The sequence below is a fragment of the Leisingera sp. MMG026 genome, assembly GCF_021654205.1.
In the GTDB taxonomy this organism is placed as follows: Bacteria; Pseudomonadota; Alphaproteobacteria; order Rhodobacterales; family Rhodobacteraceae; genus Leisingera.
This window is the reverse complement of the sequence record NZ_JAKFZM010000016.1, coordinates 29,909-44,443: the sequence shown is the minus strand read 5'-3', so window position 1 is coordinate 44,443 and position 14,535 is coordinate 29,909. Positions and strand designations below refer to the sequence as shown.

The following is a 14,535-nucleotide window of genomic DNA, read 5'->3' as shown; positions in this document are numbered from 1 at the left end:
TGCCCTCCTTAAAGATCGGCAGCCAGGGGCGGGAATTCAACCCCGCCAGCGGCGCACCTGCCCCTGGATGCCGTCCCAGGCCGCGTCTTGCAGCGCCATTCCCAAAACCCGGTCCGGGTTGGTGGGCGGCGGCATTTCAACCCCGGTCAGTTTCGTAAAACCAAAGCGCCGGTAATAGGGCGCATCGCCCACAAGCATCACCCGTGCCCATCCGGTTTCCTCTGCCTTGGCGACGCTGTCGCGAATCAAAGACCCGCCCAGCCCCTCGCCCTGCCGTGTCGGATGCACCGCAACAGGCCCCAGCAGCAGCGCAGGCGCCGTGCCAATAAGAACCGGCCAATACCTGATGGCTGCGGCCAGGATGCCGTCACTGTCGCGCGCCACCTCGCTGAGACCTGCAACCGGCGGCACCCCGTCGCGCAACCGGTAGGACGACAACGCCTCGCGGCCCGGCGCAAAGCACAGGTCATACAGCGCCTCAACCTCCCACCGGTCTTCCGGCTGCTCTGCCATCAATTCGATCACGCCGCCATGTCCCTGTTCCGGCCTCCGCATTTTCCCCCTGCAGGCTGGCATTCGGCCTAACACGGGCGTAAGCCTTGGGCAAACACCTAAGCCCCTGAAATCCCCTGAGCAGGAAGCACGAATGTTCTACCGACCCGAGGACGGCCACGGCCTGCCCCACAACCCGTTTAATGCCATCGTCACACCGCGGCCAATCGGCTGGATCTCTTCGCGCTCCGCCGGCGGGGTGAACAATCTGGCGCCTTATTCCTTTTTCAACGCAGTGGCTTACAGCCCGCCGCAGGTGATGTTTGCCTCCACCAGCAGCAAGCCCGACCAAGAGGGCACCAAGGACAGCGTTGCCAATATCGAGGAAACCGGCGTGTTCTGCGTCAATGTGGTGTCTTACGCGCTGCGGGAGGCTATGAACGCCAGCTCCGCCGCGCTGCCCAAGGAGGCGGACGAATTCGCCCATGCAGGGCTTGAAGCCATAGACTGCGAAACCATCGCCTGTTCCCGTGTGGCCCAAGCGCCGGCCGCGCTGGAGTGCAAACTGACCCGGATCGTGACCCTGCCGGGCGAGGCGAACAAGGTGGTGTTCGGCGAGGTGACCGGCGTGCATCTGCGCGATGACTGCCTGCGCGACGGCACCTTTGATGTCACCGCATTCCAGCCGCTGGCCCGCCTCGGCTACCGCGACTATTCAGTGGTGCGCGAGTTGTTCCCGCTCACCCGCCCCGATGATTGAGACCCGACATGCCATTGCCTGACCCGAAAAAACGCAATCCGATCACATTGCCGGACGGCAGCGCCCATGCCGGCACCGTAATGCTGTCCGAAGCGGTTGATCACCCGAATTTCTCCATCGGCGCCTTTACCTATGCCTCCGCCTTTGAGCCGCCAAAGGATTGGGCCGGCCATCTTGCGCCCTACCTCTTTCCCGGTTCGCGCGAGCGTGTGGTGATCGGAAAGTTCTGCCAGATCGCGGACGGTGTGCGCTTCATCACCGCCTCAGCCAACCACGCCCAGGACGGGCTCAGCTGCTTTCCCTTCCCGGTGTTCGATCAGACGCAGATGACAGGGTTTCAGCCGGACACCCGCGACACGGTGATCGGCAACGACGTCTGGATCGGCTATGGCGCGCTGATCCTGCCCGGCGCCCGTATCGGCGACGGAGCTATCATCGGCGCGGGCGCGGTGGTGCGCGGCTCTGTCCCGCCCTATGCCGTCATCACCGGCAACCCCGGCACGGTGCACAGCTTCCGTTTCCCCAAGCCGCAGATCGCCCGGCTGCTGAGCCTCAAATGGTGGGATTGGCCGCCTGAGCTGATCGCCGCCGCTGAACCCGCGCTTCTTTCCGGCGACCTCGACATGCTGGAAACCCTCGCCCCCGACTAAGCCCTGCCACTGGTATTTGCTGGTATGGTGAGCCAGAGCCCCTTTCAAAAAAACCCGCGGCTCGCCAGACCCGCGGGTTTCTCTTTCAAACGATCAGGCGTCAATGGCCGCCCAGAACCCCGGTTTTGACCGAGTAGTCCACCGCAACTTCATAGTCCGGGTCATCATCGCTATCGACCATCAGATGTCCCGCCTTGGTCAGCAGCTGGTGGCAATCCCGGCTCAGATGGCGCAGCACCACAGATTTGCCCTCGGCCTCATACTTGCCCGCCAATGCCTCGATTGCCTGCAAGGCTGATTGGTCGACCACCCGGCTGCGGGCAAAATCCACAATTACATGATCCGGATCACCTGCCACATCAAACAGCTCGATGAACCCATCGGTAGAGCCAAAGAACAGCGGGCCTTCGATCTCATAGACCTTGGCGCCCTTGTCGCTCTCAGATTCGCGGGTATAGGCGTGAATGCGGCGTGCATTGTTCCAGGCATAGGCCAGCGCCGAGACGATCACGCCCACCACAACCGCAATCGCCAGGTCGGTCATCACCGTCACCACGGTCACCAGCACGATGACAAAGGCATCCATCAGCGGCACTTTGGTCATCACCTTGAAGCTGTTCCAGGCAAAGGTGCCGATCACCACCATGAACATCACGCCCACAAGGGCCGCCAGCGGGATCTGCTCGATCAGCGGCGAGGCCACAACGATGAACGCCAGCAGAAACAGCGCCGCAGTAATGCCCGCAATCCGCGTCCGGCCGCCGGATTTCACGTTGATCATCGATTGGCCGATCATCGCGCAGCCGCCCATACCGCCAAAAAAGCCTGTGACCACATTCGACGCGCCCTGCGCGATACACTCCTGGCTGGCACCGCCGCGCTTGCCGGTGATCTCGCCCACCAGGTTCAGCGTCAGCAGGCTCTCAATCAGGCCAATCGCCGCCAGGATCACCGCATAAGGCAGGATGATCCACAGTGTCTCCAGCGTGAACGGCGCCAAAGCAGTGCCATAAAGCCCCTCGCCGGTGCCAAACGGATTATGAAACGCCGGGAACCCGCCTTTGATCGAGGCCATGTCGCCAACGGTCGGCACATTAATCCCAAAGGCAATCACCAGCCCTGCCACAATGCCGATCCCGGCCAGCGGGGCCGGAATGATCGCGGTGATCTTTGGCGTGCCCCAGATGATCAGCATGGTCAGCCCCACCAGACCCAGCATCATCACCAGCTGCGAGCTTGCCAGCCAGGCTTCGGTGTTTTCCGGGTCCTTGAACTGGGTCAGCTGCGCCAGGAAGATCACAATCGCCAGACCGTTCACAAAGCCAAGCATCACCGGATGCGGCACCAGGCGGATGAACTTGCCCCAATGCATGACACCCGCGATGATCTGCAAAATCCCCATCAGGACCACTGTGGCAAACAGATACTCGACCCCGTGCTGCGCCACCAGCGCCACCATCACCACCGCCAGCGCACCCGTAGCGCCCGAGATCATCCCCGGCCGGCCGCCAAACACCGCGGTGATCAGCCCCACCATAAAGGCCGCATAAAGCCCGACCAACGGATGCACGCCCGCGACAAAGGCAAAGGCCACCGCCTCGGGCACAAGCGCCAGCGCCACGGTGAGGCCGGACAGCAATTCGGTGCGCACGCGGGCCACGGTAAAGCCCTCGTCCTGCATGATGGAGAGGTTGGGCGGGGAAATCTGCTTGGCCAGCAAAGCCATGGCTGCGCGTCTCATTGGGTGTACCTGTACTTGGAAGGGGAGTGTCCGCAGCCCGCCCCTAGCGGAAATACGCCAATGGGGCAAGGGTGCGGGATATTCACGGCACCCGGCCAATGCCTGGACACGGCCCTTTGCCCGGACCTGAAGCGCCTCCAGCGGTTTTTCACATCCCTCTGGGAACCGAGCACCGCTGCCAGGCGTTTTTTCATCGACTGCTCACCAACGAGCCACTTTAGATTAAGGAAGAATGGTCATGAAAAAGCTGCTACTTTCCACGGCGCTGGCCGCCGTGACAACTTTCCCTGCCTTCGCATCCGATACGGCCACCGAAGAGGCTGCCGAGGCGATCTCCGAACAAGGCGCAGAGATTGCTGCAGAAGCCGGGGCTGCGGCAGAAGGGGCTGCTGATACGGTTGCCGAGGAAGCAGGCGAGCTCGCCGCGGAAGCCGAAGCCGCAGCTGAAGAAGCCGCAGATGCCGCAGCCGAGGCAGAGGTTGAAGCAGAGGCTGAGGTAACCGGCACCGCAGAAACCGGGTCCACTGAACACATGACCGACACTGAAGCCACAGCGGCCATGCAGCCCCGGGTGCCGGTAGAGCGCGACGGATACATGACTGCGGAAGAGACCGATCTGACCGCCGAGAAGCTGACTGGTGCAGCAGCCTATGACTCCAATGACGAATGGATCGGTGAAGTCTCCGAACTGCTGCTGACTGATGCCGGCGAGGTCAAGGCCGCCGTTATCGACGTTGGCGGTTTCCTTGGCTTGGGCGAAAAACCGGTTGAGCTGGAACTGTCGAAGATCGACATCCTGCGTGCCGACGACGGCTCGGACCTGCGCGTCTACATTTCGATGACCGAAGACGAGCTGAAAGCCCTGCCCGACTACGAAGGCTGAGCCCGGGATATGCGAAACCGGAGAACCCGCCAGATGGCGGGTTTTCGTCTTTGTCTGCCGAACGCCGCCAAATCCGCGCCGCTGACCACAGACGGCCATTTGGCTTTCCTGTGATTGAGGTTCGGCCCTGCGACACCTCAAATAGGTCAGCTTTTCTGCCGCAATGTTTCGCGCGCGAAACATTTGGTCAAAAGGGCTGACGCTTAACTTTAGCGCTCGTTAAGATTTGGGCGTTCGCTTGGTCCCTCTCCTCGCGCTGCCCGCGCCGCAACGCTTGCCTGGATTACACGGCGGAATGGCTCCCGCTGTTTCATCTTTTCAAAAATACTCCCGCCGGAGGCTCCTGCGCCATCGGCACACACCGGTGCACAGGGGGCCACACCTGCCGTCCGCTGTTGATCACCTTGCTCTTGCCAAATCCGGCCCCGCTTGTGCATATCCCAACGAGCAGCATCAGGAGGGCAGCACGTGACCGCATCAGAACCCCGTGAAACCATGATTGCCGTGATCGGCGGCTCGGGCATTTATGAGATCGACGGGCTGGAAGGCGCCGGGTGGGTCTCGGTCGAAACGCCTTGGGGGGCGCCATCGGATCAGATCCTGACCGGCTCCCTGGACGGAGTGAAAATGGCCTTCCTGCCCCGCCACGGCCGCGGCCATGTGCATTCCCCGACCGAAGTTCCCTACCGCGCCAATATCGACGCGCTGAAGCGGCTGGGGGTGACAGACGTGTTCTCGGTCTCTGCCTGCGGGTCGTTCCGCGAAGAAATGGCGCCGGGCGATTTTGTTGTTGTGGATCAGTTCATTGACCGGACCTTCGCGCGCGAAAAAAGCTTCTTCGGGACTGGCTGCGTGGCCCATGTGAGCGTGGCGCATCCGACCTGCGAGCGGCTCTCGGACGCCGCCGAAGCAGCGGGCAAGGATGCAGGTATCAACATCCACCGCGGCGGCACCTACCTGTGCATGGAGGGGCCCCAGTTTTCGTCCATGGCGGAAAGCAAGATGTACCGCGCGCAATGGGGCTGCGATGTGATCGGCATGACCAACATGCCCGAAGCCAAACTCGCCCGTGAGGCGGAGCTATGCTATGCCTCGGTGGCAATGGTCACCGATTACGACAGCTGGCATCCGGAACACGGCGCGGTGGAAATCACTGATATCATTGCAACATTGCAGGGCAACTCTGCCAATGCCCGCGAACTGGTCCGCCGCCTGCCCGGTCTGCTGGGCCAGGATCGTGCGGATTGCCCGCATGGCTGCGACAAGGCGCTGGAATATGCGATCATGACTGCACCCGGGAAACGCGATCCTGCTCTGCTGGCCAAACTGGATGCAGTGGCGGGCCGGGTTCTGGGCTGATCCAAGGCTGCAACAGTTTTGAACTATCGGGGCGGTCTTTGCAGGGCCGCCTCTTTTCTTTACCGGGCCGTGTCCCTTTATCGTGCAGCAGACCTTGCTTCGACGTAGCTGATTTCAGGACCTCTTTCATGCGCCTTCACGGATTGGACATCGCCCGCTTCCTTGCCTTTTGCGGCATGGTGCTGGTCAACTTCCGCATTGCGGCGCAGGTGGCGCCGGGAACCGATGCAATCTCTCTGTTCACCAACAGCCTGGAGGGCCGCGCAGCCGCGCTGTTTGTGGTGCTGGCAGGAATCGGGGTGTCGCTGGGTAAGCCGGACCGGGCAACGATGTTCCGGCGCGCTGTGTTCCTGTTTGCGATCGGCCTTTTGAACCTGACCATATTCGACGCCGACATCCTGCACTTCTATGCGCTGTATTTCCTGGTGGCGCTGCCGTTCCTGACCGTCTCCAGCCGGACGCTGCTTTGGGCCGCCGCGGGCACGCTGGCGATCGGGCTGGCAGGGCTGCTGGTGCTGGATTACGAGGCGCATTGGAACTGGGACACACTGACCTACGCGGAGTTCTGGACGCTGGAAGGTTTTCTGCGCCATTCCTTCTTCAACGGCTGGCATCCGGTGTTCCCCTGGGCCGCGTTCCTGTTTCTGGGCATGTGGATCGGGCGCCTGGATCTGGCCAGCCGCCGGGTGCAGGCCCGCATGATCGTCTGGGGCGTGGCAGCGGCAGTGCTGGGCGCCCTGCCCGGGATGCTGCTGCAGGATCCAGAGCTGGCCGAACTCTTCGGCACCAGCGCCATTCCCCCTGGCCCGTTCTACATTATCGCAGCCTCCGGCACCGCGGTTGCCGTGACCGGGCTGATGCTGGCGATCGGCCCGGCGCTGGACAAGGCTGGGCTGGGGGAATGGCTAGCAGCACCAGGGCGGCAAGCGCTGAGCCTCTATGCGGCGCATATCCTGTTGGGAATGGGCACATTGGAAGCCATGGGCCAGCTGGACGGTTCGCTCGGCACCTCCCGGATCTTCGGCTACTCGCTTGGCTTCTGCGCCCTGTCGATGGTGCTGGTCTGGATCTGGAACATTTTTGCCAGAAACGGACCGCTGGAAGCGCTGATGCGCTGGAGCACCCGTTTTCCCCGGTGACCTATCCCCGCGCCGCTGCCCCCGCACGCGGCCAGTGTCAGCAGGCCTCCTGCGGCAGCCCCGAACCGCATGCTCACGGTTCCCCCTTGCATGACAGCGCTGCATCGGCCAAACCGCCAATGGCCCGGCGGCACTGCCGGGCTGCTGTCACAATTGCGCCAAGGGGAGCCTGACCGATGCCCAAGAAGCCCGCCGTCCAGGATTACATCCGCACCATCGTTGATTTCCCCCATGAAGGGATCCTGTTCCGCGATGTGACCACGCTGTTTGCCGATCCGCGCGGGTTCCGCATGGCGATCGACCAGATGCTGCATCCCTATGCGGGTGAACGGATCGACAAAGTGGTGGGGCTTGAAGCACGTGGTTTTATCCTGGGCGGCGCGATTGCCCATCAGCTGAGCGTCGGCTTTGTGCCCGTCCGCAAGAAAGGCAAGCTGCCCGGCACCACCATCAGCGAAGAGTACAAGCTGGAATACGGCGAGGCGATTGTCGAGATCCACGACGACGCCATCAAGCCGGGCGAGAAGATCCTGGTAGTTGATGACCTCTTGGCAACTGGCGGCACTGCGGGCGCGGGCATCAAGCTGATCGAGCGGCTGGGCGGCGAGATTGTCTCCTGCTCCTTCATCGTCGATCTGCCGGAACTCGGTGGCCGCAAGCTGTTGGAGAGCATGGGCATGGATGTGCATGTGCTGTGTGAATTTGACGGCCTCTGAGCACTGTAAGGACAGCGTCCGGGCCGGGGGCTCCCGCCGGACAAACGCCATTCTTGCGAACGGCTCTTCCCGTTGGGCATAGCCCTTTCCGGCCCGCAAGGGCCTGAAAGGGCACGCCGCGCGGATGCGCGGCGCCGGGCCCAAAGCCGCCAGGCGGTCCGGCGCAGCCGGGCTGATGCGGCTGCGGGAGATCTTGGGAATGCCCGGACGGGTCAGCCGGCCTTCAGCACCGCGCCAGGATTCATGATGCCGTTGGGATCCAGTGCCTGCTTGATTGCCCGCATGGCCGCCAGCTTGACCGGGTCGCCATAGCGTTCCAGGTCGCCCGTTTTCATCCGCCCGACCCCGTGCTCAGCACTGAAAGAGCCGCCAAAGGCATGAACAAGATCATGCACCGCCGTTTTCACTGCTTCACGCATGTGCCTGAACTGGTCGCGGGATTGCCCCTTTGGCGGGAACACATTGTAGTGCAGGTTGCCGTCTCCCAGATGGCCAAAGCAGTTGATGCGGAAATCACCAAGGCCTGCGACCATCTCTCTGCCCCGTTCGATGAAGGCAGGAATATCCGAGATCGGCACCGAGATGTCGTGGCTGGAAACCGATCCGATTGCCTTGTTGGCCAGCGGAATATTCTCGCGCACCGCCCACAGCGCCTGCCGCTGGGATCCGGACTGGGCAATCACGCCATCCGCAACCAGTCCTGCCGCCTCTGCGGCTTCGAACAACTCTGCCAGAGTGTCCTCAGCAACCACGCCCTGAGGCAAGCCCAATTCGATCAGCACGCACCACTCAGGCGTGTCGTCAAACGGCTGGCGGATCTCCGGCAGAGCCTCCGCCAGAAACGCCAGACCTTGCCCGTGGATCAGTTCAAAAGCACTGACGGATTCGCCGGCGTGGCCGCGGGCCAGAGCCAGCAGCGCAATGGCAGCAGCAGGGTCCTTCACTGTGAAAAGCGCGGTTCCCTGCGTGACAGGGATCGGCGACAGCTTCAGCGCGGCGGCAGTGATAACCCCCAGCGTGCCCTCGGCGCCGATCAGCAGGTTTTTCAGGTCATAACCCGTGTTGTCTTTGCGCAAACGCGACAGCCCGTGCCAGATGTCTCCAGAAGGCAGCACCGCCTCCAGCCCCAGGCAGAGGTCGCGTGCATTGCCATAGCGCAGCACGTTGACGCCGCCGGCATTGGTCGAAAGGTTGCCGCCGATCCTGGCTGATCCCTCTGCCGCCAGCGACAGGGGAAACAACCGCCCTGCCTCTTCCGCCGCTGTCTGGACATCCGCCAGAATGGCCCCCGCTTCGGCAATCAGGACATTTTCCTGCGGGTGGACCGACCGGATTGCCTTCATCCGTTCCAGCGACAGCACCAGCGGCGCCGGGCCGTCCGGCATCACCTGGCCGCCGACCAGGCCGGTGCCGCCGCCATAGGGCACAACCGGCACCCGGGCGGCACTGGCCTCGCGGATCAGCCGTGAGACCTGCTCCACCGTCTGCGGCAAGGCCAGCACCCCTGCCTGCCCCTGGTAGCGGCCGCGCGGTTCCTCAAGATATCGCGGCTCCGGCGGCCGCAGCACACCTTCCGGCAGCAGGTTCGAGAGGTGGTTGGCAAAGGCAGTATCTGCAGAGTTCAGCATCATGCCTCATCCATGCCGGAAGCGGAACCGGCTGGCAAGGCAGGTCACTATTCTTCAGCTAGGTACTTTGGCTGCAGCACGTGGATCGTCGGACGGCCGGGCAGGCTGCGCAGGGAGACCGTAAGGGTGCTATTGCCTTCATTCACGACATCAAACTCAGGGCCGGCCCGGGCCAGGAAGCGCTGCAGCGATGCGTCGCTGAACCAATGCATCGGGATAATGACGGAGGAACGCAACCGCCCCAGCACCTCCAGCATTTGATCCAGCGGCAGGGTTATGCCGCCATCCACCGCCGCCATCACCACATCCAGCCGCCCCAGCGCCGCATATTGTTCCGGGGTTGGCACGTGGTGAAGATGACCCAGATGGCCGATGCAGAGGCCAGCCGCCTCAAAAACGAAGATCGAATTGCCGTGCGCTGCCACGCCTCCGAACATGTTGCGGATGTCAGTGGAGACATTGCGGATCAGCATTTCGCCAAGGTCCAGATGGTGTTTTATCCCGTCCTCAAGCGGCCCCCAGCCCCGTAGCACATGGGGAATGGCTGGATCGGGATGCGCCGTCCAATGGGTTTCATGGGCGTGGTTCATGGTGACCACATCCGGGACCAGCGGCGCAGCGCCGGTGAAGCCGGTGAAATCGGTGACCACATTCAGCCCGCCTTCGGTGCGCAGCAGGAAGGATGCATGCGCGATATAGCGGACCTGCACGCTGTCCTGGGAAACAGGATCCTGCCAGCCGGCTTGGTGCAGATACTCCAGGCCAGGGGTTGCCCCGGCCAGCGCGATACAATGGCTCGCCCGCCGCTCCTGGGCCTGGAGGGCAGTGGCACAGAGGATCAGCCAAAGGAGACAGCAAAAGCCGCGCATGAAGCAGGTTCTAGGGCGCAAACCGCAGTTGTCAGCCCCCGGGGCGGAAATTTGCGCCGGGTACGCTCCCGCCTGTTCCAGCAGAATTGAAAATTCCGCCTCTCAGTTGGGCGTGGCTCCGGCCTGCGGCCCGGCGCAGCCATGGCGGCCGCGGAAATCTTTGCGGCCGCAAGGCCGGGCAGCGCCGCACCGCAGGTGCGGCGCTGCCCCCAACGGGAGCGGTGCATTTCAATGCACCAGCGACGGGCGGGAGTTCCCGGCTGCCTGTGCGCCTGCGGTCATGCCTGGCCCGTCAGGGTTTTGCCGCGGCGGTCGTGGCGCAGCGAAGCGTACAGAACATGGGTCCGCCAGCGGCCGTTGATCTGCAAATAGGACTGGGCGACGCCTTCGTATTTGAAGCCGGATTTCTCCAGCAGCCCGCGGGAAGCTTGGTTTTCCGGCAGGCATGCAGCCTCAATCCGGCTGAGATCCAGTTTGCTGAAGGCGTGATGCACCACCGCGCCGATCGCCTCGCGCATGTAGCCGTGACGGGCAAAGGGCAACCCGGTCCAGTACCCCAGTGTTCCTGCCTGGGCCGGCCCGCGGCGGATATTGTCCAGCGTGATCGCGCCCATCAGCATATTGTCGGACCGCCGGACCAGGAACAGCGGCAGCGCCGTGCCCCCAGACACCGACCGGCGGGCCCAATAGACCCGGTTGGTGAACGACTTGCGGCTGAGATGATCCGCCGCCCAGCTCGGCTCCCATGGCGTCAGATACGGCTGGCTCTGCAGCCGCAGCGCCGCCCAGCCGTGAAAATCCGCATGCACCGGCGGCCTGAGAGTCAGGCGCTCGGTTTCAATGCGGACCTTGCGGCGGTTCAGCAGCATCAGGCGGCGCGCCTCTCCTGCAGCCTCTCCAGCGCCGGGGCGTCTGCAACCGGGCCATAAAGCGCAAGAGCCGCCGGTGCCGAAACCGCCATCTCCTCGGCCATGCCGCGCACATCCTTGGTGGTCACAGCCTCAATCCGCTCAACCGTGTGCTCCAGCGACGGAACATTGCCCCAGATCTGCACCAGGCGGGCCAGACGTTCAGCCCGGTTCGACGGGCTTTCCAGCCCCATCAGCATCCCGGCCTTCATCTGGGCGCGGGCGCGTTCGACCTCGGCCTCGGTCATGTCGTCCGCGGCGCGTTTCATCTCGTCGATGGTGATGCCTGCCAGTTCCTCCAGCTGCTCGCCAGAGGTGCCGGCATAGATCGTCATCGCGCCGGTATCGGCATAAGACCCGGCCTGCGCAAAGATCGTGTAGCACAGACCGCGTTTTTCACGCACTTCCTGGAACAGCCGGGAGGACATGCCGCCGCCAAGCGCGCTGGCGTAGATCTGCGAGGTATACATCGACTGGTCGCGATAGCTGGGGCCCTCAAACGCCAGAGCGAAATGCGCCTGCTCCAGATCCTTGACCTGCCGCGCCTCGCCGCCGGTGAACCGCGCGCCTTCAGCGGTGAAATCGGGCTTGGCTTCCATGTGGCCGAACAGCCGCTCGGCCAACTTGACTAGAACATCGTGATCGACGCCGCCGGCCGCAGCCAGAATCATCTGGCCAGGGCCGTAGTGCTCAGCCACGAAACTCTGCAGATCTTCGCGGTTGAAGCTGCTGACGCGCTCTGCCGGACCCAGGATGGTGCGGCCCAAAGGCTGGCCGCGGTAGCTTTCTTCCTGCAACCAGTCAAAGATCACATCGTCCGGCGTGTCCAGCGACTGGCCGATTTCCTGCAGGATCACCCCGCGCTCGATCTCGATCTCGCGGGCATCAAACACCGGGTTCAGCAGGATGTCCCCGATCACATCCACCGCCAGCGGCACGTCCCCCTTGAGCACGCGGGCGTAATATGCCGTCACCTCACGCGAGGTGTAGGCGTTGATATAGCCGCCCACATCCTCGATCTCCTCGGCGATCTGAAGGGCCGAGCGGGTCTTGGTGCCCTTAAAGGCCATGTGCTCCAGGAAATGGGCGATGCCGTTCTGCTCAAGCCGCTCGTGGCGGCCGCCGGCGTTTACCCAGATCCCGACCGCCGCGGATTCCAGTCCCGGCATGTGTTCGGAGACGATGCGGAACCCGTTGGCGAGTGTGTGCTGCTGAACTGTCAATTCGCGATATTCTTTCTGATGTGATCCTCGAGGGCGGCCAGATCGTTGGCGATCCGGGTCACCCGTTCCGGCCTGTCATACAGGTCGCCCATGCGCGGGGGAAGAGGCGGATGGATGCCGCTGGCATCTTCGACCGCTGCCGGGAATTTCGCCGGGTGCGCTGTGGCCAGCGTGATCATCGGCACATCGGCCGTGCGGTGCTCATTCGCAACCTTCACAGCCACGGCGCCATGCGGGCACAGCAGCTCGCCCGAGGCGGCCAGTTCGGACTTGATGGTCGCCAGGGTCTCCTCTTCGGAGGTGCGGCCCGAGACGTAGGTCTCGCTCAGCGCCTGCATCGCGCCCTGGGAGACGTCAAAACCGCCGTTCCTCAGCTCATCCATCAACAGCGCCACAGCCTTGCTGTCCTGACCGTAGGCATAGAACAGCGCGCGCTCGAAGTTGGACGACACCTGGATGTCCATCGAGGGTGAGATCGAGGGCGCGGTATCGCCCTTGTAGTAGCCCTGCCCCGACAGGCAGCGGTGCAGGATATCGTTCTGGTTGGTGGCGACCACCAGCTGGTCGATGGGCAGGCCCATCTGCTTGGCGATGAAGCCTGCAAAGATGTCGCCGAAATTGCCGGTGGGCACGGTGAAGCTGACCCTGCGCTGCGGCGCGCCCAAGGAGACAGCGGCGGAGAAATAGTAGACCACCTGCGCCAGCACGCGGGCGATGTTGATCGAGTTCACGCCGGCCAGTTTCACGCCGTCGCGGAAATCGAAGTCGTTGAACATGTCTTTTACGCGGGCCTGGCAATCGTCAAAATCGCCATCGACAGCCAGCGCGTGGACGTTGGCATCCGCAGGCGTGGTCATCTGACGGCGCTGCACCTCGGACACCCGGCCATGCGGATACAGGATGAACACATCCACATTGCTGAGACCGCGGAAAGCCTCCATCGCCGCCGACCCGGTATCGCCCGAGGTGGCGCCTGCGATGGTCACCCGGTCGCCGCGGCGTTCCAGTGCGGTCTGGAACAGCTGGCCGATCAGCTGCATGGCGAAATCCTTGAACGCCAGCGTCGGACCGTGGAACAGCTCCAGCAGGAAATGGTTCGGCGCCAGCTGTTTCAGCGGCGCGCGGGCAGCGTGGCCAAAGCCCTGATAAGCGCGGGCGATGATGGCGCGGAATTCCTCGTCGGTGAAACAATCGCCAAGGAAGGGGCGCATCACGCGAAAGGCGGTTTCCTCATAGGAGAGACCGGCCAGTGCGGCGATGTCATCCTGGGACATCTGCGGGATTTCGGCCGGCACATAGAGGCCGCCGTCACGGGCAAGCCCGGTCAGCATCGCGTCTTCAAAGGTCAGCTCGGGCGCTTGGCCCCGGGTCGAGATATATTTCATCGCCTTGGCTCTCTAGGAATTGGCGCGGTTGCGCCGCAGGAAGTAGACAGTCATCGCAGCCCAGATGAAGGCCAGCGAAAACCAGGTGATCGCATATTGCAAGTGGTTGTTCGGGATGGTGCTGGTGCTGATCCCCATCGGCCGGACATTTTCCCCGAGAGGCTCGCGTGAGATCACCAGCACCGGTTCTGTCTTCAGCGCGGCGGCCATCTCGGCCAGATCGCGCGCGTACCAGAAATTGTTGTCCGGATCATTCTGCGGGGTAAAACTGTCGCGCTCAACCGGCCAATGCAGGTTGCCGGCGACATAGACCGGGCCGGTGCTGCGTTCGGCGTTCTTTGCTGCCTCGGGCACGAAACCGCGTTCCAGCAGAATACGGCGGCCTGTCTTGTTTTCCGTCAGGGCCTGAATGATCCGGAAGCCGGTACCGGTTTCCTTGGAGCTGACCAAAACGTGCAGCTCCGCACCGGAGATTGTCCCGAACAGATCCACGGCTTGGTACTTGTGCTCTGCCGCATCGGGGGAGGCTGGCAAGGGTTCAGGCAATCCGGCCAGCCGGAAGATTATATCCTCGATGACCTGCTCTTTCCACGCCAGCCGCTGCAGCTGCCAAGTGCCAAGGGTCAGCAGGATCGCAATCCCCAGACCGCTGACCACCACCAAAAAACCGACATGCCGCATCCGGGCCGCTCCGCTTCAACAGTAAAGGCGCGCAGAGCGTGATGCCCTGCGCGCCTTGCTCATTAAGGTCTGTCTGCGGCTTTTGGAACCGCAAACATGTA

At 63.0% G+C, this 14,535-nt stretch carries 14 protein-coding genes; 6 read left to right on the top strand and 8 right to left on the bottom strand.

What is annotated here, in order from left to right; all coding sequences use genetic code 11:
• Positions 1-36 precede the first annotated feature (36 nt).
• Positions 37-525, bottom strand: a complete 489-nt coding sequence (locus L1069_RS10745; protein ID WP_237455663.1) for a GNAT family N-acetyltransferase — start codon at positions 523-525, stop codon at positions 37-39.
• Positions 526-646: 121 nt separating this feature from the next.
• On the opposite strand from L1069_RS10745, the gene L1069_RS10740 reads away from it, so the two are divergent.
• Both L1069_RS10740 and L1069_RS10735 read left to right on the top strand, forming a co-directional pair.
• Positions 647-1,252 (top strand): flavin reductase family protein, encoded by a 606-nt coding sequence (locus L1069_RS10740; protein ID WP_237455662.1) that lies wholly within the window; start codon positions 647-649, stop codon positions 1,250-1,252.
• Positions 1,253-1,260: 8 nt separating this feature from the next.
• The gene (locus L1069_RS10735) at positions 1,261-1,902 is read left to right on the top strand and encodes a CatB-related O-acetyltransferase (RefSeq protein ID WP_129371700.1); all 642 of its coding nucleotides are present in this window, start codon (positions 1,261-1,263) and stop codon (positions 1,900-1,902) included.
• Positions 1,903-2,002: 100 nt separating this feature from the next.
• On the opposite strand, the gene L1069_RS10730 is transcribed toward L1069_RS10735, so the two are convergent.
• Positions 2,003-3,643, bottom strand: a complete 1,641-nt coding sequence (locus L1069_RS10730) for a SulP family inorganic anion transporter (protein WP_237455661.1) — start codon at positions 3,641-3,643, stop codon at positions 2,003-2,005.
• 238 nt (positions 3,644-3,881) lie between these two features.
• Here L1069_RS10730 and L1069_RS10725 point away from each other — a divergent pair, with 238 nt between their 5' ends.
• The 4 genes from L1069_RS10725 (at position 3,882) to L1069_RS10710 (ending at position 7,740) form a co-directional block, all read left to right on the top strand.
• Positions 3,882-4,526 (top strand): PRC-barrel domain-containing protein, encoded by a 645-nt coding sequence (locus tag L1069_RS10725; RefSeq protein WP_164982747.1) that lies wholly within the window; start codon positions 3,882-3,884, stop codon positions 4,524-4,526.
• 495 nt (positions 4,527-5,021) lie between these two features.
• A complete protein-coding gene (locus tag L1069_RS10720) occupies positions 5,022-5,885 on the top strand; it encodes an S-methyl-5'-thioadenosine phosphorylase (protein ID WP_129372941.1) in 864 nt (287 codons plus the stop codon).
• Between the two features lie 128 nt (positions 5,886-6,013).
• On the top strand, positions 6,014-7,024 hold the full coding sequence (locus L1069_RS10715; protein WP_237455660.1) for a DUF418 domain-containing protein: 1,011 nt from the start codon (positions 6,014-6,016) through the stop codon (positions 7,022-7,024).
• A 176-nt stretch (positions 7,025-7,200) separates the two neighbouring features.
• Positions 7,201-7,740 (top strand): adenine phosphoribosyltransferase, encoded by a 540-nt coding sequence (locus L1069_RS10710; RefSeq protein WP_129371704.1) that lies wholly within the window; start codon positions 7,201-7,203, stop codon positions 7,738-7,740.
• Positions 7,741-7,952: 212 nt separating this feature from the next.
• Here the strand turns inward: L1069_RS10710 and L1069_RS10705 are convergent, their stop codons facing one another.
• From L1069_RS10705 to L1069_RS10680, 6 genes are all read right to left on the bottom strand, one after another.
• Complete coding sequence (locus L1069_RS10705; RefSeq protein WP_237455659.1) at positions 7,953-9,371, bottom strand: FAD-binding oxidoreductase; 1,419 nt, start codon at positions 9,369-9,371, stop codon at positions 7,953-7,955.
• A 44-nt stretch (positions 9,372-9,415) separates the two neighbouring features.
• Positions 9,416-10,237 carry an MBL fold metallo-hydrolase gene (locus L1069_RS10700; RefSeq protein WP_237455658.1) on the bottom strand — a complete coding sequence of 274 codons (822 nt, stop codon included), beginning with the start codon at positions 10,235-10,237 and terminating at the stop codon, positions 9,416-9,418.
• Positions 10,238-10,515: 278 nt separating this feature from the next.
• A complete protein-coding gene (locus L1069_RS10695) occupies positions 10,516-11,106 on the bottom strand; it encodes a GNAT family protein (protein ID WP_237455657.1) in 591 nt (196 codons plus the stop codon).
• A complete protein-coding gene (locus tag L1069_RS10690) occupies positions 11,106-12,368 on the bottom strand; it encodes a pitrilysin family protein (protein WP_237455656.1) in 1,263 nt (420 codons plus the stop codon). Before L1069_RS10690 ends, L1069_RS10695 begins: the two co-directional genes overlap by 1 nt.
• Positions 12,365-13,753 (bottom strand): threonine synthase, encoded by a 1,389-nt coding sequence (gene thrC, locus L1069_RS10685; protein ID WP_237455655.1) that lies wholly within the window; start codon positions 13,751-13,753, stop codon positions 12,365-12,367. The genes L1069_RS10690 and thrC overlap by 4 nt, the downstream gene beginning before the upstream one ends.
• 12 nt (positions 13,754-13,765) lie before the next feature.
• Positions 13,766-14,434 (bottom strand): SURF1 family protein, encoded by a 669-nt coding sequence (locus tag L1069_RS10680; RefSeq protein WP_237455654.1) that lies wholly within the window; start codon positions 14,432-14,434, stop codon positions 13,766-13,768.
• Positions 14,435-14,535: the final 101 nt, after the last annotated feature.

What these genes read in the sequence shown, in the direction of transcription:
- L1069_RS10740 (WP_237455662.1), top strand. Translation starts at nt 647, where the DNA reads ATGTTCTACCGACCCGAGGACGGCCACGGCCTGCCCCACAACCCGTTT.
- L1069_RS10735 (WP_129371700.1), top strand. Translation starts at nt 1,261, where the DNA reads ATGCCATTGCCTGACCCGAAAAAACGCAATCCGATCACATTGCCGGAC.
- L1069_RS10730 (WP_237455661.1), bottom strand. Translation starts at nt 3,643, where the DNA reads ATGAGACGCGCAGCCATGGCTTTGCTGGCCAAGCAGATTTCCCCGCCC.
- L1069_RS10725 (WP_164982747.1), top strand. Translation starts at nt 3,882, where the DNA reads ATGAAAAAGCTGCTACTTTCCACGGCGCTGGCCGCCGTGACAACTTTC.
- L1069_RS10720 (WP_129372941.1), top strand. Translation starts at nt 5,022, where the DNA reads ATGATTGCCGTGATCGGCGGCTCGGGCATTTATGAGATCGACGGGCTG.
- L1069_RS10715 (WP_237455660.1), top strand. Translation starts at nt 6,014, where the DNA reads ATGCGCCTTCACGGATTGGACATCGCCCGCTTCCTTGCCTTTTGCGGC.
- L1069_RS10710 (WP_129371704.1), top strand. Translation starts at nt 7,201, where the DNA reads ATGCCCAAGAAGCCCGCCGTCCAGGATTACATCCGCACCATCGTTGAT.
- L1069_RS10705 (WP_237455659.1), bottom strand. Translation starts at nt 9,371, where the DNA reads ATGATGCTGAACTCTGCAGATACTGCCTTTGCCAACCACCTCTCGAAC.
- L1069_RS10700 (WP_237455658.1), bottom strand. Translation starts at nt 10,237, where the DNA reads ATGCGCGGCTTTTGCTGTCTCCTTTGGCTGATCCTCTGTGCCACTGCC.
- L1069_RS10695 (WP_237455657.1), bottom strand. Translation starts at nt 11,106, where the DNA reads ATGCTGCTGAACCGCCGCAAGGTCCGCATTGAAACCGAGCGCCTGACT.
- thrC (WP_237455655.1), bottom strand. Translation starts at nt 13,753, where the DNA reads ATGAAATATATCTCGACCCGGGGCCAAGCGCCCGAGCTGACCTTTGAA.
- L1069_RS10680 (WP_237455654.1), bottom strand. Translation starts at nt 14,434, where the DNA reads ATGCGGCATGTCGGTTTTTTGGTGGTGGTCAGCGGTCTGGGGATTGCG.